This window comes from Vibrio sp. B7 (genome assembly GCF_963888765.1).
GTDB classification, from domain to species: Bacteria; Pseudomonadota; Gammaproteobacteria; order Enterobacterales; family Vibrionaceae; genus Vibrio; species Vibrio anguillarum.
Genome location: NZ_CAWPKR010000036.1, coordinates 108,021 through 125,092, shown reverse-complemented (window position 1 = coordinate 125,092; position 17,072 = coordinate 108,021). Strand labels below are relative to the sequence as shown.

16 protein-coding genes are annotated in these 17,072 nt (G+C 42.9%); 9 read left to right on the top strand and 7 right to left on the bottom strand.

Annotation, left to right across the window (positions count from 1 at the left end; genetic code table 11):
- Positions 1-27: 27 nt before the first annotated feature.
- Positions 28-483 (top strand): methylglyoxal synthase, encoded by a 456-nt coding sequence (locus AACV32_RS12935; protein WP_026027464.1) that lies wholly within the window; start codon positions 28-30, stop codon positions 481-483.
- Between the two features lie 103 nt (positions 484-586).
- Here the strand turns inward: AACV32_RS12935 and helD are convergent, their stop codons facing one another.
- On the bottom strand, positions 587-2,650 hold the full coding sequence (helD, locus tag AACV32_RS12930; protein ID WP_170895223.1) for a DNA helicase IV: 2,064 nt from the start codon (positions 2,648-2,650) through the stop codon (positions 587-589).
- A 182-nt stretch (positions 2,651-2,832) separates the two neighbouring features.
- Here helD and yccS point away from each other — a divergent pair, with 182 nt between their 5' ends.
- The 6 genes from yccS (at position 2,833) to AACV32_RS12900 (ending at position 9,602) form a co-directional block, all read left to right on the top strand.
- On the top strand, positions 2,833-4,986 hold the full coding sequence (gene yccS, locus AACV32_RS12925; RefSeq protein ID WP_170895222.1) for a YccS family putative transporter: 2,154 nt from the start codon (positions 2,833-2,835) through the stop codon (positions 4,984-4,986).
- A gap of 138 nt (positions 4,987-5,124) precedes the next feature.
- Positions 5,125-5,349, top strand: a complete 225-nt coding sequence (locus AACV32_RS12920) for a hypothetical protein (RefSeq protein WP_013867905.1) — start codon at positions 5,125-5,127, stop codon at positions 5,347-5,349.
- A gap of 67 nt (positions 5,350-5,416) precedes the next feature.
- Positions 5,417-5,716: a hypothetical protein gene (locus AACV32_RS12915; protein ID WP_013867906.1), complete on the top strand. Its 300-nt coding sequence runs from the start codon at positions 5,417-5,419 to the stop codon at positions 5,714-5,716.
- Between the two features lie 87 nt (positions 5,717-5,803).
- Positions 5,804-7,063 (top strand): hydroxymethylglutaryl-CoA reductase, encoded by a 1,260-nt coding sequence (locus tag AACV32_RS12910; RefSeq protein ID WP_017046400.1) that lies wholly within the window; start codon positions 5,804-5,806, stop codon positions 7,061-7,063.
- Positions 7,064-7,248: 185 nt separating this feature from the next.
- Complete coding sequence (gene glpD, locus AACV32_RS12905) at positions 7,249-8,793, top strand: glycerol-3-phosphate dehydrogenase (protein WP_170895221.1); 1,545 nt, start codon at positions 7,249-7,251, stop codon at positions 8,791-8,793.
- 143 nt (positions 8,794-8,936) lie between these two features.
- Positions 8,937-9,602: a PilZ domain-containing protein gene (locus tag AACV32_RS12900; RefSeq protein WP_019282225.1), complete on the top strand. Its 666-nt coding sequence runs from the start codon at positions 8,937-8,939 to the stop codon at positions 9,600-9,602.
- A 17-nt stretch (positions 9,603-9,619) separates the two neighbouring features.
- Here the strand turns inward: AACV32_RS12900 and luxQ are convergent, their stop codons facing one another.
- The 6 genes from luxQ to AACV32_RS12870 all read right to left on the bottom strand — a co-directional run bounded on the left by luxQ (position 9,620) and on the right by AACV32_RS12870 (position 15,992).
- Entirely contained in the window at positions 9,620-12,166 is a 2,547-nt protein-coding gene (gene luxQ / locus AACV32_RS12895; RefSeq protein ID WP_170895220.1) for a quorum-sensing autoinducer 2 sensor kinase/phosphatase LuxQ, read from the bottom strand.
- A 15-nt stretch (positions 12,167-12,181) separates the two neighbouring features.
- Positions 12,182-13,282, bottom strand: coding sequence for an autoinducer 2-binding periplasmic protein LuxP (locus AACV32_RS12890; protein ID WP_170895219.1), 1,101 nt, complete (start codon positions 13,280-13,282; stop codon positions 12,182-12,184).
- Positions 13,283-13,506: 224 nt separating this feature from the next.
- The gene (locus tag AACV32_RS12885; RefSeq protein WP_170895218.1) at positions 13,507-14,658 is read right to left on the bottom strand and encodes a conjugal transfer protein TraF; all 1,152 of its coding nucleotides are present in this window, start codon (positions 14,656-14,658) and stop codon (positions 13,507-13,509) included.
- A 95-nt stretch (positions 14,659-14,753) separates the two neighbouring features.
- A complete protein-coding gene (locus AACV32_RS12880) occupies positions 14,754-15,077 on the bottom strand; it encodes a GIY-YIG nuclease family protein (protein WP_170895217.1) in 324 nt (107 codons plus the stop codon).
- Complete coding sequence (locus tag AACV32_RS12875) at positions 15,078-15,731, bottom strand: YceH family protein (RefSeq protein ID WP_088733427.1); 654 nt, start codon at positions 15,729-15,731, stop codon at positions 15,078-15,080.
- 57 nt (positions 15,732-15,788) lie between these two features.
- The gene (locus AACV32_RS12870) at positions 15,789-15,992 is read right to left on the bottom strand and encodes a hypothetical protein (RefSeq protein ID WP_026028336.1); all 204 of its coding nucleotides are present in this window, start codon (positions 15,990-15,992) and stop codon (positions 15,789-15,791) included.
- Between the two features lie 190 nt (positions 15,993-16,182).
- Here AACV32_RS12870 and AACV32_RS12865 point away from each other — a divergent pair, with 190 nt between their 5' ends.
- Positions 16,183-16,500: a DUF496 family protein gene (locus AACV32_RS12865; RefSeq protein ID WP_010319897.1), complete on the top strand. Its 318-nt coding sequence runs from the start codon at positions 16,183-16,185 to the stop codon at positions 16,498-16,500.
- 307 nt (positions 16,501-16,807) lie between these two features.
- Positions 16,808-17,059: a YgjV family protein gene (locus tag AACV32_RS12860; protein WP_013867916.1), complete on the top strand. Its 252-nt coding sequence runs from the start codon at positions 16,808-16,810 to the stop codon at positions 17,057-17,059.
- Positions 17,060-17,072 lie beyond the last annotated feature (13 nt).

Genomic DNA, 17,072 nt, shown 5'->3' with positions numbered 1-17,072 from the left:
ACTGATTTGAATCATAGGAACTCTTCAATGCAAACAACGACTCGGACTATGCCTGCGCATAAGCATGTCGCTCTCGTCGCTCACGACAACTGCAAACCGGAACTACTTCGCTGGGTAAAAGAAAATAAAGAAAAACTACAGCGCCATTTTTTATACGCGACAGGAACCACTGGCAACATGCTCAGCAAAGAGACTGGCCTTGCTATAAAAAGCATGATCAGTGGTCCGATGGGTGGCGACCAACAAATTGGCGCGTTGATTTCTGAAGGTAAAATTGATGTGTTGATCTTCTTCTGGGACCCACTCAATGCCGTACCGCATGATCCCGATGTAAAAGCTCTGCTACGAATTGCCAGCGTTTGGAACATTCCAGTTGCCACAAACCGCGCCAGTGCTAAATTTTTGTTCTCTTCACAGTTGATAGAGCAAGAGGTCGATATCGAGATCCCTGATTACCAAGCTTATCTAGCTGAACGCATGTAACCTATAACCTTCACATACGCACAGAGACACACAGTCAAAATCCAAATCACCACATAAGACAACTTGATCGCCTGCGTGAACGCATCCCTTTTCAAAGGATGCGTTATTTTTGCTTCACCACTGGGTAATCCCCTGATAGCAATTCGCGAACAAAAACCGAGCCACTGCCCGAGTGCGTGATCCACACTTTTTCTTTAGCGCGGGTCATTGCAACGTAGAATAAACGGCGCTCTTCGGCATAGGGGAAATCATCATTCGATTGGCTCAATGCACTATCGATATGCAGCGCTTTCACTCGAGCCGGAAACTGCCCCTCATCAACACCGAGCACAATCACAAAATCGGCTTCTTTACCTTTACTGGCGTGACAAGTCATAAATTCTATATTGAGTGAGCGGTAATGCTTTTTCCAGTCCTTAAGCCGCTCTGGTTTATGATAATGGTTTCGTCCAAGCAATAGCACAGATTGTGTACCATTCGCTTGGCGATTGAGTTGATCTAAGATCTTTTCAATGTTGTTACTTGGTGCAATAAAAACTGATTTTTGCTTTTGCTGCTTGAAGCTGTTAAGTGTTTTTGGTAACTGATTCGGATTGGCTTGAATAAACTGGTTAGCCACCGCACCCAACTGATCATTAAAACGATAAGTCGTATCCAGATAATGAACCGTCGAGTGTGGGAAGCGCTCACTAAACCCAGTCGTAAGATCAACGTCAGAACCAGCAAATTGATAGATTGACTGCCAATCATCACCCACTGCAAATAAGTTACACGCTCCTGGCTGCTGCTCACACAAAGATTGGATCAACGCCAATCGCTGTGGTGAAATATCTTGGTATTCATCGATCATGATGAATTTCCAATTCGATTTAAATTTGCCCTTTTCAACGTATTCCGTTGCGCGGCTGATCATCATATTAAAATCGATTTGATTTTGCTCTTTGAGCATTTGTAACCAAGCTTGGTAACATGGCCAGCACAAAGAGAGCTCACTGTTCAGCCTTGAATAGTCTGGATGGTCAATCAAACGTTGTTGCAACTCCTTTTTCCCAAGACCAAGCATAGCCAGTTGCTCAAGCTGCTTTTCCAACCATGCAATCAGCTTTGGGTTTTCAACATGGCTGCCCAGTTCATCATCACCAGCTAAATAAGCAATTGGCCATTTAGATAAATGCTTCTGCCAACGCTTAAAATTGGTCGGCGTCATCCAATGTTTCTTCAACCAATCAATACACCATGCCAACTTTAAGTTACTGTCTAGAGCTACAGGCGAAATGATCGCTTCTCGCCCTTCGACCTCGTTTAAAATTTTCAGCCCTAACTGATGGAAGGTATTAACGCGAACGTGTTCCGCCGCCATGCCGATTTTGCTATCTAATCGCTGTTCCATCTCTTTCGACGCATCGCGACCAAAAGCCACCAGTAGAATTTCGTGGGCCTGTGCAAGGTGACTTTGGAGTAGATACGCAACACGCGCCGTCAAAACGCTGGTTTTGCCCGAACCTGCACCCGCTAGGATGAGGTTGTGATCATCATTGAGTAGCACTGCGTGTTGCTGCGACAAATTAAGTGGAGAACTTTCAACTTGAGAGAATAAGACTTCCCAGTTTTGACGTTCCAATTCAAGCCAGTGTTGATTTCGCTGGGCAAGGGACGCCGAGCGATCCGTAAGCCAAGGCGAGAGCTGAGCAATAGCATCAGGTAGCCGTTGACGTGCTTCGGCTAATTTCATGTCCATCGTCGAAAAATCAGCTTCCACTTGCAAAACCCAAACATCTAATAAGGAGTGTGGCAAAAAAGAGGGTAAACGCTTCAAGCGATTGAGCTCTTGCTCCCAGCGAGGCAGATACTGACTCAACTGCACACATTGACGATTGTGCCATTGTTGATAAGCCGCTACCGCCGTATGGGCAAACTGTCGGCATTCGGGCCAAGGCAAACCTTGCACCAACCATGATTGCTGAACGCCTTCATCTTCATGCGCAAAAAACTGCAATGCTCCCCAAAACAAACCACGCTTAACACGGACTTTACCGTTCCAAACCGTGAACGGGATCCGCTCTTCGCTGACAGCCGAGGAGATAATCAAACGCTGTTGGTCAAGTTCAACTTGGTTATATTCGTCTTGAATGAGAAATTGTGCAGGCTTATTTGCGCTCAGCTGCATGGTTTTATGCTCTTTTATAAGAATGTGAATATGATATACCAATCACAGTGGGCATTGAAAAATTAATGTCAAGATTACTGTTGTTGATTTTGTAATCAAGTAGACGTTTTTCTTTATCTTGATCAGAGTGTTAATCAACGCTTCTGTTACACTATGGTTTTCTTTTTGGATGTTGAAGTATCGTGCCGCTCTCTAGCAAAATTCGCCTTTATTGGGCGAATAAAACTGTCAATTACAGCATTCTCATTTTGATCACTCTATTAGGTGTGGTCATTCCTGCGTGGCACTACAACCTCAATACTTGGATTACGCCACTGATCCTTGGCGTGATTGCCGCAGCACTGGCTGAAAGTGATGATAGTTTCAGTGGACGGTTAAAATCCCTCACTCTGACATTTATCTGCTTTGCTATCGCTGCATTTTCTATCGAACTGCTTTTCCATACCCCGCCACTGTTTGCGATTGGGTTATTCATCTCCTCGTTTGGTTTTATCATTCTTGGCGCAATTGGCCCACGTTATGCCAGCATCGCCTTTGGCTCCTTACTTATCGCCATCTACACCATGTTGGGTGCACACCAAAGCGTGAATTTGTGGTTTCAACCCGTTTTGCTCCTGACGGGTGCCGCTTGGTATTACTTCATGTCGATGATTTGGCATATGTTTTGGCCAATGCAACCAGTACAGCAAAGCTTAGCGAATGTTTTTTTGCAATTGGCCAATTATCTTGAGTCCAAAAGCCATCTCTTCCATCCCGTATCGAACTTAGTCCCTCACCCATATCGAATTACTGAAGCCAATTTAAACGCGGCAACGGTTACCGCACTCAATCAATGTAAAGCCACTTTGTTGAGTCGTTCAAAAAGAGGCCATATTGATGGTGCCAGTGACCGATTTCTCAACATCTATTTTATGGCACAAGATATCCATGAACGTGTCAATTCAAGTCATTATCGCTATCAAGAGCTTGCCGAACACTTTGGCCGCTCAGATGTGCTGTTTCGCTTTAAACATTTATTAGAAACACAGGCTAAAGCCTGCCGTGAAATAGCCCAATCGATTCAGTTAGGGCGAAGCTATCAGCACCATTCAGAGTCAATCATGGCTCTGGATGAATTGCAAAGCTCATTAAACTACCTACAAGAACAACAACGCCCTGACTGGCGAATGCTACTAGCGCAATTAGGTTATCTTTTCAATAACTTAGCAACAGTAGAAAAGCAACTCAATAACGTTAACAACCCTGATGCTAACAAGCTCGAAGAGGGTATGTTGTATGATACAGAAGCCCACACTCTTAAAGCCATGTGGTTACGGGTGAAGGCAAATCTGCATAAAGATTCCATGCTATTTCGTCATGCGCTGCGTATGTCTATCGCACTCACTATCGGTTACGGAATCATCCAAGGTTTTGGTATTGAACGAGGCTATTGGATTTTACTCACGACACTGTTTGTTTGTCAGCCAAACTACTCAGCCACTCGGCAAAAACTGACGGCCCGAATCATTGGCACGTTATCGGGGCTGTTTTTAGGCGTGCTGCTATTAACCTTGTTCCCATCGCCAGAAAGCCAATTGGTCTTTATCGTACTATCAGGTGTGATGTTTTTCGCCTTTAGATTAAACAACTACGGCTATGCGACTGGCTTTATTACTCTTTTAGTGCTGTTTTGCTTTAATCAATTGGGTGAAGGTTACGCCGTGGTACTGCCTCGGCTTGCCGATACTCTGATTGGCTGCGCATTGGCCGTCGCAGCGGTAGTGCTGATCCTCCCTGACTGGCAATCAAAACGATTACATAAAGTCATGGCGGATGCGATCGATGCCAACAAAGCCTATTTGGGACAGATTATTGGTCAGTACCGCATCGGTAAAAAAGACAACTTGAGCTATCGCATCTCACGGCGCAATGCCCACAACCAAGACGCAAATTTAACCGCAGCGATCAGTAATATGCTGGCAGAACCGGGGAAATATCGCGCGGCAATCGATGAAAGTTTCCGTTTTCTGACACTGAACCATGCACTGCTCAGCTATATCTCTGCTCTTGGAGCCCATCGGACACGCATCGAAGATGAAGCAACGCACCAACTGGTACTTGAAACTCACCGAGTGATCCACCAACACCTAGAGGTGTTGCACAAACAACTTTATGAACATTGTGATGAATGCGATACCAGCGACATTGACGATGCAGGCTTAGAGAAACGCTTAGCCGAATGGCGTGAAGAAGATGAAAGCTCGGTAAGAATGGTCTTACAACAGCTGCACCTTATTTATCGCATGCTACCTGAGCTTCACTCTCTCGCCAGTAAGTTTGCCGTCCGTGTAAACTAGCAATTGTCGTAATAATGAGAGCGGCTCAATTTCGGGCGGCTCTCACCTTTCTCTTGTTATAACTTGACATTTTTCGGACAAAAAATCGCCACGTCGAGAATAATCTCAGATTAAGTATTTTCTTACAGGTGTAAGGCCATGAAAGGACATCAAACTTACCGCGGTGAGAAGGCAGCGCATTTTTTACTGAGGCATGAGTCGATGACGCATAATCAATTTGAGTCTTTAAAATCACAATTACAGCATTTAACACCTCAACAACTGCGTTTATTACAAGGCGAGATAAAGCACTCTTTGGAAAATGAATCGAATAATTTACTCACTGATGATGAGCTGAATGTGCTTTCGAGCCTCTTTTCCTAGTCACGAATTTCTTCTTGTGCAAAAAGTAAACGGAGCCTAAACTTTAGACATCGACGAGGGTAAGCTTATGTCTATATCTGGTGTTCATTCTGGCTATCAACTGATCAATCAGTCAAATAAAATGGCTGAGGATGCGGCTCGTGAGCTCAATATGGAAAAAGACATCTCTCCTGTTGATAAAGCGGACAAAGCGCTTGCTTTTAATAAAGTTGAGTTTGATAAAGTTGTTGCTAAAGCTGAAGAAAAACCTGAAGAAATTGATAGCCTACTAAAATTGAACCAAGCTACACAATACAACCGCATTGGCACCAATATTATCCAACGAGATCAAGACATGCTGGGTTCAATATTGGATATCCAAGCCTAACTCTTCACACAACTTGCAACACAAGCAAATATTGTGTTTATGTGCATGGTTAGTACAATGCCCGCAAATTCTTTACCATGATTCGCTATGCCTAAGCTAAACCTGCATCGAAGAGATTATGTTTCTATTTTGGGTGGTGATATATCAGCCCAGCAGCTAGAGCAAATACTCCAACCCAAACTCACTTCTCCAACGCTCAAATTAACACCAAGTCCGTATTTAACCGCAAAAAATGTAGAACGCCGTTGGCAAGTACTTAATACGCGAACGAGCAAAAGTGCGCTTTTAGATGACTCAACAGAGCAAGATATGCTCAGCTACCACAAAAATATTGAGCATTTTATTGGCACAGTCAAAGTTCCAGTTGGGATCGCAGGGCCATTACGAGTCAACGGACTGTTTGCCAAAGGTGATTATCTCGTCCCGCTAGCTACAACCGAAGCCGCTTTGGTTGCCTCTTATCATCGTGGTGCAAAACTGCTTACTGCGGCAGGAGGTGCAAGCGCCATGTTGTTAAATGAAGGCGTTACTCGCACGCCAGGCTTTGCATTTTATAACTTAATCGAAGCTGGGCAGTTTGTGGCGTGGATAGTGACTCAATATGACCACTTTAAACAAGTTGCAGAAAACACGACAGCACACGGAAAACTGTCAGACATTAATGTCAATATTGAAGGGAACCATGTCTACCTCGTGTTTGAGTTTTTAACCGGCGATGCATCAGGGCAAAACATGGTCACTATTGCCACCAATGCCGTGTTCCAAACCATTCTGGCGAATACTCCTGTGCAGCCTGAATACGCATTCCTTGATGGCAACCTATCGGGTGATAAAAAAGCCACTAGCCAAACACTGCGTAGTGTGAGAGGAAAAAAAGTGACTGCCGAGGTGCATTTATCTGCCGAACTCATCCATAAACATCTGCATACGACGCCACAGTCTATGATGCAATTTGGCCAAATGACGACTGTTGGTGGAGCATTAAGCGGCGCGATAGGCATTAACGCGCATTACGCTAATGCACTCGCTGCTTTGTATATTGCCTGTGGGCAAGACGCCGCTTGCGTTGCTGAATCGGCAATTGGTATGACACGCATGGAAGTGGACAAAAATGGTGGTTTGTACGCCAGTGTAACCTTACCCAATTTAATGTTAGGGACCGTTGGTGGCGGTACAGGGTTACCGAGTCAAAAAGCATGTTTGGATATTCTCGGTCTGCACGGTACTGGTCATTCGCAAGCGTTAGCCGAAGTGGCAGCATCACTCTGTCTGGCTGGTGAACTTTCTATTGTCGGTGCGTTCTGCGCTGGCCATTTTTCACGCGCCCATCGCAAACTCGCTCGTTAAGGTATTGCCTCTCACAATAAAAAAGGCGCTACGTATTCACGTAACGCCTTTTTTATTGGTTAAGTGAGCATATGCATTAGAAAATAATGATCGAGATCAAAATAAAAAAACAAAAAACTAACTATTTCGACTAAAAAATGGTCTCATACGAACATTACAGAACAAAAACGAAATAGGTACGCTCAATGAACAACCATTCTGTTTGCAACTCGATTGAAGCCGAAAACAATGTGCTCGACATTATTGTTGTCGGTGGCGGTATCAATGGGGCAGGCATCGCCGTAGATGCTGCTGGCCGCGGGCTGAAAGTTGGCCTGTATGAAGAAAAAGACTTTGCTAGCGCTACCTCTTCTGCGAGCTCAAAATTAATTCATGGTGGGTTGAGATACCTAGAACATTATGAATTTCGTTTAGTCGGTGAGTCATTGGCTGAACGCGAAGTGCTGTTGCGCAAAGCGCCTCACATTGCAAAACCAATGCGATTTCGTCTACCACACCGCCCTTTTCTAAGACCTGCTTGGATGATTCGTGCCGGACTTTTTCTTTATGACCATTTAGGCAAACGAACCTCACTACCTGCCAGCAAAAAAATAGCCCTTAACGCGGGTGTGGTGACTAAAAATGAGATGAAAATGGGTTTCGAATACTCAGACTGCTGGGTCGATGATGCTCGTTTAGTGATACTGAATGCGATGCAAGCACGTGAACTCGGTTCCGAAGTAAAAAACTATTGCCGCGTTGAATCAGCTCGTCGTGTTGACGAGTTATGGCATGTGACTTTGTTTGATGAAAAAACACAAACTCGTTTTACTCGCCGCAGTCACGCGCTTGTCAACGCAACAGGTCCTTGGGTTAAACAGTTCATTGATGAGCAGATTGAAATTACTTCTCCCTACGGTATCCGGCTTATCAAAGGATCACATATTATCGTGCCGAAAATTCACGATGAAGAGCAGGCGTATATTTTACAAAACGAAGATAAACGGATCGTCTTTGTGATCCCCTATCTTGATCACTATTCAATGATAGGCACCACCGATGTTGAATACCGAGGTGATCCTCGTCAAGTGAAAATTAGCGTCGAAGAAAAACAGTACTTATTGGATGTTGTGAATAAGCACTTTATCCATCAGGTCACATTAGATGATATTGTGGCTGACTTCAGCGGTGTACGCCCGCTATGTGATGACGAGTCTGACTCACCACAAGCCATTACTCGGGACTATACACTCTCATTGGATCAACAAGCTGATAATGCGCCACTACTTTCTATTTTTGGTGGAAAGTTAACCACTTATCGCAAGTTATCTGAATCTGCTATGGGTCAATTAAAACCATTTTTTAATCAAATGTCTGACAGTTGGACCGCAAACAAACCACTGCCTGGTGGAGAAGCCTTTTATCCAGCACAGCTCAAACAGCAGCTTGAGCAGCGCTTCCCAGATCTTGATAAAGCGACCATTAACCGCTGGATCACTAATTATGGTAGCCGAGCTTCGGTGATGCTCGATAATGTTCAAAGTAGTGCTGATCTGGGTAAACATTTTGCGTTTGGGCTCTATCAATGCGAAGTCGATTATCTCTTACATTATGAATTTGCTTCTTCATGTGAAGATATCCTATGGCGCAGAAGTAAACTCGGCTTAACATTTAACACTGAACAAATTGATCAGTTAAATGATTATATCGACCAATCATCAACTTGCGAATGTCAACGCATCAGTGCTTAACACAAGATGTAGCCACTAGAATTAAACTTGAGAAAAGCTCTTAGAAACATGATCTTCTGAGAGTTTTTTACTTTTTCTTAGTAGGTGACGTAAAAATCACGGGGTATAGTAAAGCTATATTTCCGTAACGACGATGCCACTCAATGCCAATTCCGAATACTAACAGCGACGATCTCATCAAACTCCTTAAGCCATGCATGAAAATCCTCGTCACTATTGAATTCGGACCTGAGGATTCTTACAGCTTTTCAACGACAATTGTCGGATGCAAACGTGAAAGATATGTACTGATCGATATGCCCGTTAAAGCTCGTGAAGACTTGGTGATGCGAAAAATAGTTAATATCCAAATCATTTTGCGTGGGATTTGTGACACTGAATTAGGTCATATACTCGCGTTCAAAACCTCGATTATTCGTAGTATCTCTAAACCGTTCGGATTACTGTTTATCAAGTTTCCTAAGCACTTTGTGACCAAACCAATCCGTGAGCACGAGCGCTATAAACTCTCTTTGCCAGCCGTTATGCATGAAGGAGAGCATCAATTTAAAGGGAAATTGATCGACTTTTCTATTTCTGGCTGCGCGCTATTTATTCCTGGCTTGCACCATTTAGAAAAAGATATGTTCATTGAGATAAAGTCCACACTCTCCCCACTTCTACCACAAGATCTCGCTTGCCAAATCGTCAGTGTGCGTCAACAAGGTAAAGGAATGTTAGTAGGCGTTAAATTTCTTGAATCAATTGCAATGACAGCTGCATTGAAAAAAGAAATATTAGAACGCGCTTTTATGGCTGGTAGCGTATAAGAATGTTACGCAGTGCTTTATTTCTGCCGTTTTTGGAAGTGACAAAAAGCCTCATGCAATGCTTTCTCTTTGATAGGTTTAACTATCACATACTCTGCACCTGCGGCCATAAATGCTTCGTTAGTCGATTGCATACCATCAGCTGTACACGCATAAATAGGTACATCCATCATCAACTCATGTTTGATCAAATGTGTTGTTTCAACCCCACCTAAGTAAGGCAGTTGGTTATCCATTAAGATAAGATCCACTGGATGATCTTTCACATAATCAATCGCCTGTAGACCATCCTCTACTCTTGTCACTTCCATACCGTATTTTTTGCAAAATGCTTGAGCAATAAAAGCGTTGGTATGATTATCTTCGACTAGCAACACTTTGATTGGTTTTTCAAACATTTCATGTGGCGGCGCGCGCTCATAAGATGGTATATCCTTCCCGCAGTCACTGACGACAACCAGCGGGAGTTCAACAGAAAATGTAGTACCTACTCCAAATTGGCTTTTCACGTTTACGGCACCACCAAGCATCTCAATTAAGCTTTTGACAATCGCAAGCCCCAAACCACTACCGCCGTATTCTCGTGTGGTGTTTGATTCTACTTGAGTAAAAGGCTCAAAAATAAGCGCGAGATCTTGCTCTCTGATGCCAATACCTGTATCACTAATCGAAATAAACAATTGGTGGTTATTCTTTTGCTGGAACTCAATGCTAATCAACCCATTATGGGTAAACTTAGTCGCATTATTTAATAAATTAAACAGAATTTGGTTCAGGCGGACTTGATCGCTATGGATCATCATATCAGGCGGAATATTGCTCTTTAGGCTGAACTCAATCTCTTTTTCGGCACATAATGGCCGATAGATACTTTCCACGGCAGAGATGACCTCAACCAGCTTAAAGTCAGACTCTTGAATTCTAAACTGTCCCTGCTCTATCTTTGAAAAATCAAGGATATCATTCAGCACCGCCAATAAATGTTCACCACTGCTGCATAACACATTCACTTGTTCAAGTTGCTCATGGTCACTGATTTCACGCTTAAGTAATTGAGAAACCCCTAAAATTCCATTCAATGGTGTTCTCAGCTCATGGCTCATTTTTGCAAGAAATTCAGCACGAATACGCGCCGACTCTTCCGCTTCTTGCCTTGCGAGTCGGCTCTGTTTGGCCGCCTCAGCGATTGTCGTAATATCTTGTCCTTGAGTGATGATTGACTCAATTCTCTGCTCAAAAATAATGGGCGATAAATTCCAGCGAAAAACCTTGTTGCCAACTTCAACGTTTATCTCTCGGAACGTTTCTTGTTCAAGCGCAAGGCGTATCTTTGGCTGCAGTTCTTGCTTTAATGCATCAAGAATGCACTGCTGTTGATCATTGCGACGCATGAAATATTTCTTTGCTGATGGGTTCATTTTGATGATATCACCGTCGATACTCCATACTATGATGGGCGAAAGTGAAAAATTGAACAGATCTTCAAATTGTTTTTCTTGCTCAGATAAACGTTGAAATGTGTGTTCTAGCGTTCTGCCGAAGTGATCAAATTCATAGATTTTAGAACCAGAAAAAAGCTCATAACTCCCAGCTTCTGCAGCTTTGTGGGTGTAATTCATCAAGCTACTGATTTCATTTTTGACACGCTGCTGTAACCACCAACGAGTCAAAATAGAGACTATTACCATCGCAAAAAGGGCAAAAATCATCCAAAAAAAATAATTTTCACGTAATTGCAATACGTTCTCATTGCTCTGCACACTGAGGACGTTAATATAAATTGGTACGCCTTCTATGGTTAACGCGGTACGGCTTACCATGTAATCGGCAAAACTATAGGCGTCAAAATTATCTTCTAAAACATCACGTTCCGTGTAGGTCTCATCACCATTAATTGTTGAGGCTAAGACCTTTTCACCCGTCGTCATCACGAGATTTTCTGAGTTACTCCCTTCACGTAATGTTTCTGCCAGCACGTAATTGTTGTTAAGTACGGTAGCAAGATGCAAAAAACCAATCACCTCTCCGGACTGCGAGTCAATAACGGGAGTACGTCTGACCATTAGGTAGGCATAGCCCAATTGAGAGGGCGATTTGATCATATGCCAGTTATTACTTAACGCGACTTTACGAGACATGTTTACCAGCTCGTTTTGTTCAATACCATAAAACTGAGCATTGCCATCTTCCCACATCAGGCTATCAGAATCAGAAATGAAACGAATGTCAGGTGTGTTGGCTACTTCTAGCTGGTCAACTCCAAAAAAGAACTGATCAATGCTGTCATTATCGCCCTTACGAATTGCTTTAACTAAACCTGCATTTTTTGCGCTGCTATCTTGGTTTATCTGCAGTAATGAAAGACGGAAGTTAAAGAGGTTCTGGATGAGACTAGAGGTTTGAGAAGCCGTACGTTGTACTTCTTGAGCAATGATTTTGCTACTGATCTGATAACTTTGAAATAAAACGCTGAGCGTCAATGCGCCAATCACCGCAATCATTGATTTGGTGATCACGGTAGCTATCTTTTGTTTTTTCTTGACGGTGCTTGACCTTAAACTCATTAATGACTCGATATATCAATGGTCAGAGTAACGAAATGCTCGTTTTTTGAGCTTTTCAATATCCGCTGAAGAGACCTCTTTGGTTACCAACTCAAAATCACCTGAGTAAACCGTAGGTACCGGCTTTCCTTCAAGATCCCACTTAATGGCTTCCGCCATAGCAACACCGGCATCATCATTGACACGCATGATAGTCACATCAAGTGTGCTATTTTGCAGCGCGTCCAATTCAGCCTCACCACCGCCCCAGCCGTTTAACGTAATATCTTCTCTATTTTGCTGCTGCAACGCATCCATGGCACCGAGAGCAACATCAGTAGAGCATGCGTAAATAAAATTAATATCTGGTGTTTGTTTAAGAATACGCAAAGTTGCATCAAATGCACTATCTCGTGTCGCTTTTGTATAAAACGAAGAGGCCAAGTGATATTTGCGGTCTCGACTCATTTCTTGGATAAAACTATCGCCGCGTGCATCGCTAACATAGCCTTCAGAATAATAGAGTACGGAATAAGCACTATTCTTTGGCGCCGACTTTTTGTAGTAATCCACCAGTTTCATTGTGCCAATTTCATGATCAAACCCCACGTACATAAAAGGCTGGCGATCCCCCCAACTTTTTACTGGCGTAGTGATATTTTGCAGAATAATTTTGGTTTGATTTGAACTTAACAACTGCTCGATAAATTTACGGTGGCGGATGGTATCAAGCGTAAACACCAAGTAATCGGATTTGTTTCTGATCGCTTCCATCAACGATAAACTTTGTTGGCGAATATCGACATTCGGACGAGTGAAGACTTGGTTAATTTGGTATCTAATCCCAAGTTCGTCTAAACGCATCTCAAAGGCTTTGATATTGCGCGCCCAATAATCGGAAACTTGTTGACCTGGATAAACAACAGAAATATGAATAGGTTTATCTTGCTCTATTGAGAGTACAGCGGGAGGTTGACGCACTGCCTGTATCATCTGGTCGGTAAGAGCCTGTTGCGCAGGATTAAGATCTAAAAACTCTTGATATCGCCAATAGCCATTTAAAACTTGCGCTGCAGCCTGAGTGGAGGCTGCCAAACTGACACTGAACACAAATGAAAGGAGCAGGATTTTTCTCATGGCATTCTCATTACACTAACTTCTGGATTTAATGACACACAATGGCTGATTTCGCACTCATCATATTCTCGGACTACCCAATGAAGGATCAAACAAGTAGCCCGTATATCATCTTGATTATTAAGTATGTTCCTCATAAATGATAGTGCAAACCACTAAAAAAGCTGACTTGCACTCATAACCGCTCATTTACTAAACAAAAGTATCAGAATGCTTTCCTATACTTAAAAGGTGAAAGCTAAATTTCCAGAAATGCCAAATTGATTATCTCCAGCATAGTTTCCTGCAAGATCGAAACTGACAAGATCTCCGGGGCTGATGCCAATGCCAAACGTCACGGCGTTGTCCAAAGTGTCTTCTAAATCGATTTCATAACCCGCACGAAGCTGTGCCCATCCCCAAGCATTACCTTCTAAGCCAAAGCGTAGGTATTGTGTATCATCTTTTTGGTCTTGGAAACGACTCTGCTTTGTTGCATCTAAATCGATTGCAGCAGTGAAAAACTCAGTGACATATCCACCCGAGATTGTGACTTGCGTATCCAAATCATATGAGCTTAAACCATCAATGGTTTTTAATTCTTGAGCAAAAAGATCCTTTACCGCAACACCCACTCGAAAATCGTTAATTAACCATACAGCCCCTAAATCAAGATTGAAGGCATTATCGTTCGTTTCGCTTTTGTCATAATCAGCAAGATCGAATTCTTTTACCGAAACATTTTGCTTATAGGTTCTTAATTGTTGAATTTTAGGCGTAATGCCAAATGAAAATTGTTGGCCACGAATGTTGTATATTTTGGCCAGTGCTAGGCCAAATTCTGAGTAACCAAATGCAATCAGATCAACGGTTGAATTTTTATAACGATTCTCAACGTCGGTGCCGCTACTGCCTGTATTTGCCGCAATATCAGAACGCGCAATCACCTCCGCGTACCCACGCGCAAAAATATTAAGTGAAACTAGATCGAGAGGAATTGCTATCGCCATACCAATGCCCGCCGATGCAGCAAGAGGCTTGTCATCGGCAAGCTGGTCTAAATACTGATTGAGTTTATCAATATCACTTTGACTGGGTGTACCGGAATTTTCAAACGCTTTGATGCTATCTTGAAGGTCATCAATGGATTTTAGGCTTTTGTCTGGGTCTCTAGCCGCACCACCTATCGCAGGGAAAAGCACGCCAAACGTGTCATTATTCCGATACACGGCCACCAAAGCAGGATTATAGAATGGGGCTAGCAGATAATCGGCCGTTGTTACGCCAGTATTCCCCATTCCATTACCACGTGCGTCAGCTATCGTGTTCGCCGCTTGTGCAGAAGCACAAGCCAACAATAGCAACGATACCACTGACCATTTGTTGTAACTGTCCATATTGCAACCAACCTTGTTGTTATTATTCCCTAAACAAGGTTAATACAATTTTTTACATTGCACATGAAATTGGCGAATAATGCCGCTGACCAAACCTAATCGTCACTAAAATCATCCATACCACTAACAGAGAAATGAACATTCTCTTGCCCTGCCACCAACTGTTCTTTTTGCAATTTGGTCAGTTTTTTAATCGCTAGCTCAGTTTTTAAAGCGAGGCTTTTACCGCCTTCTACACGTTGAGACCAAACCAATAACAACGGTCCTTTACCTCGTAACGCTTTTGCACCCTTCCCTGTTTGGTGTTGTACAAAGCGTCGTTCAACATCCGTTGTAATACCGCAATACAGTGCTTGATGGCGGGTTCGAACCAAATAAACCCACCAGTCCGGGCTATCTTTGTGGGGAACCTTATTCACTTACAGTAAGCTTTCCACCAAAGCGCGTAACTCGGCGACTTCATTTTTTAGTGCGTGAACCTCATGTTCAAGCTGATCAATACGAGCAGTCGCCCCACCTTCCGGAGCATGAGCAAAGGTTTGCTCTAAACTTTCAACGTCAACCTCTCCAGAAAAGAGATGTTGATAACGCGACTCTCGCTTACCCGGTTCACGCGGCAGCTTCACCACCAGCGGGCCTGATTCACGGTTGGCTAAACCGTCTAGAATAGTTTCGACTTCTTTTACATCGGTAAAACTGCATAATCGGTTAGTGCGAGTACGCAACTCTCCCGGCGTTTGTGGCCCACGCAGCAGCATGCAGCACACCAAACCAAGCTCTTGATTTGACAGCTTTAAATCGCCAAATTCGGTGTTGCAGAAACGGTGCTGATATTTGCTCACTCGGCTATTAAAACCACTTTCATCACTCATCAGGTGACGAGCGATCAAGCCCTCAGCGGCATCTTGAACCTCAGCTTCGGTTAATGACAGCACTGGCTCACGGTTACTTTTTTGGTTACATGCGGTGGTCAAGCTGTTGAGCGTTAATGGGTAGTAATCAGGCGTGGTCACTTCTTTTTCAATTAAGCAGCCAATAATTCGTGCTTCTAGGGGAGAGAGCTCAATGTTCATTATAATTTCCTTTTTTCTAAGCGGAGTTTCCTAATCGAGGCCACAATCGATGTTGCATTAGTGTTCTAACAACAGTGAAATTCGGATGATTTTCCCATTGCTATCAATCATCACAATCTTTGCACGGTTTAACTCTAACTCGGTCATCTCCAGCTTCTCACGTTCGCTAATATAAGCTTCACGCAATTTAACACTGTGATGCAGTTCAGCGTTTGCAGGTACATCCTTTCTTTTAGGTACTAAAATTTCTGAAAGTTGCATCTCTAAATACCATAAGATAGCGATTTGAAAGGTACATGATATAGCGCCTATCCGTACCAATACAATCACTCATGACTAGAGTGATTATTTCTTAATCAAGAGTGAGTCAGGATTGATCTAAAGGCTGTTATGAATCAGCTCGATATGATTTAATCAATGGCATTGACATTCAAGTTGGGAAAAGGAACCTATGAGTATCGTATTTGAAATTGTTAACCAAGCTCGCCGTAAAAATAAACTGAAACGTGAACTGCTAGATAACGAGAAAAAAGTTCGTGATAACCGTAAAAGAGTTGAATTGCTTGAAAACTTACTCGATTACATGAAACCGGATATGACCCACGAAGAAGTCATGGCGATCATCAATAACATGAAAGCCGATTACGAAGATCGCGTCGATGATCACATCATCAAAAGCGCAGAAATTTCAAAAGAGCGCCGTGATATTAGCCGTCGTATTCGCGAGCTGACCGATAAAGATAAACAAATGACTCAAGGCAAAAAGTAAAATTGATGCCGACCATCTTCGAAACCCGTCTTAAGACGGGTTTTTTTATGGCCAAAACATTCACAAAACAAATCAATATTTCTATCAACAAAAAGTGCGATAAATTTTATGTGATAGACATTAAACGTTTGCGTAATCGCTAACCTTCACCGAACCTAGTTTTGAGTCTTTTATCACATATTAGCTATTGTTATATTTATACACAGTAAATCAATTATGACCATTCGAGGCACGGAGCTTCCTCACTTATCTCACGGCGAGAAGATTGGTACCGACATCGTTCGGCATATATTAAGAGGGTCAAATTATGGAAATGAATGTGGTTGAAATTTTGGGCTATGCAGCTTCGATCATGGTGGCAATCTCGCTGACAATGAAAGATATCGTTAAACTGCGTATTCTTAATTTTGTTGGTTGTGCACTGTTTACCGCTTACGGACTAATGATTGATTCATGGCCTGTAGTGCTCACCAACGGTTTTATCGCCTGCGTAAATATCTACTTTTTAGCAAAGATGCAACGAGAAAAAAAAACGGCTGACGCCAAAAGCGCTGCATGATAAACCCAAAATA

What these genes read in the sequence shown, in the direction of transcription:
- AACV32_RS12890 (WP_170895219.1), bottom strand. Translation starts at nt 13,282, where the DNA reads ATGAGAAAAATCCTGCTCCTTTCATTTGTGTTCAGTGTCAGTTTGGCA.
- AACV32_RS12865 (WP_010319897.1), top strand. Translation starts at nt 16,183, where the DNA reads ATGAGTATCGTATTTGAAATTGTTAACCAAGCTCGCCGTAAAAATAAA.
- AACV32_RS12920 (WP_013867905.1), top strand. Translation starts at nt 5,125, where the DNA reads ATGAAAGGACATCAAACTTACCGCGGTGAGAAGGCAGCGCATTTTTTA.
- AACV32_RS12900 (WP_019282225.1), top strand. Translation starts at nt 8,937, where the DNA reads ATGCCAATTCCGAATACTAACAGCGACGATCTCATCAAACTCCTTAAG.
- helD (WP_170895223.1), bottom strand. Translation starts at nt 2,650, where the DNA reads ATGCAGCTGAGCGCAAATAAGCCTGCACAATTTCTCATTCAAGACGAA.
- AACV32_RS12935 (WP_026027464.1), top strand. Translation starts at nt 28, where the DNA reads ATGCAAACAACGACTCGGACTATGCCTGCGCATAAGCATGTCGCTCTC.
- AACV32_RS12910 (WP_017046400.1), top strand. Translation starts at nt 5,804, where the DNA reads ATGCCTAAGCTAAACCTGCATCGAAGAGATTATGTTTCTATTTTGGGT.
- AACV32_RS12860 (WP_013867916.1), top strand. Translation starts at nt 16,808, where the DNA reads ATGGAAATGAATGTGGTTGAAATTTTGGGCTATGCAGCTTCGATCATG.
- glpD (WP_170895221.1), top strand. Translation starts at nt 7,249, where the DNA reads ATGAACAACCATTCTGTTTGCAACTCGATTGAAGCCGAAAACAATGTG.
- luxQ (WP_170895220.1), bottom strand. Translation starts at nt 12,166, where the DNA reads ATGAGTTTAAGGTCAAGCACCGTCAAGAAAAAACAAAAGATAGCTACC.
- AACV32_RS12875 (WP_088733427.1), bottom strand. Translation starts at nt 15,731, where the DNA reads ATGAACATTGAGCTCTCTCCCCTAGAAGCACGAATTATTGGCTGCTTA.
- AACV32_RS12915 (WP_013867906.1), top strand. Translation starts at nt 5,417, where the DNA reads ATGTCTATATCTGGTGTTCATTCTGGCTATCAACTGATCAATCAGTCA.
- AACV32_RS12870 (WP_026028336.1), bottom strand. Translation starts at nt 15,992, where the DNA reads ATGCAACTTTCAGAAATTTTAGTACCTAAAAGAAAGGATGTACCTGCA.
- AACV32_RS12885 (WP_170895218.1), bottom strand. Translation starts at nt 14,658, where the DNA reads ATGGACAGTTACAACAAATGGTCAGTGGTATCGTTGCTATTGTTGGCT.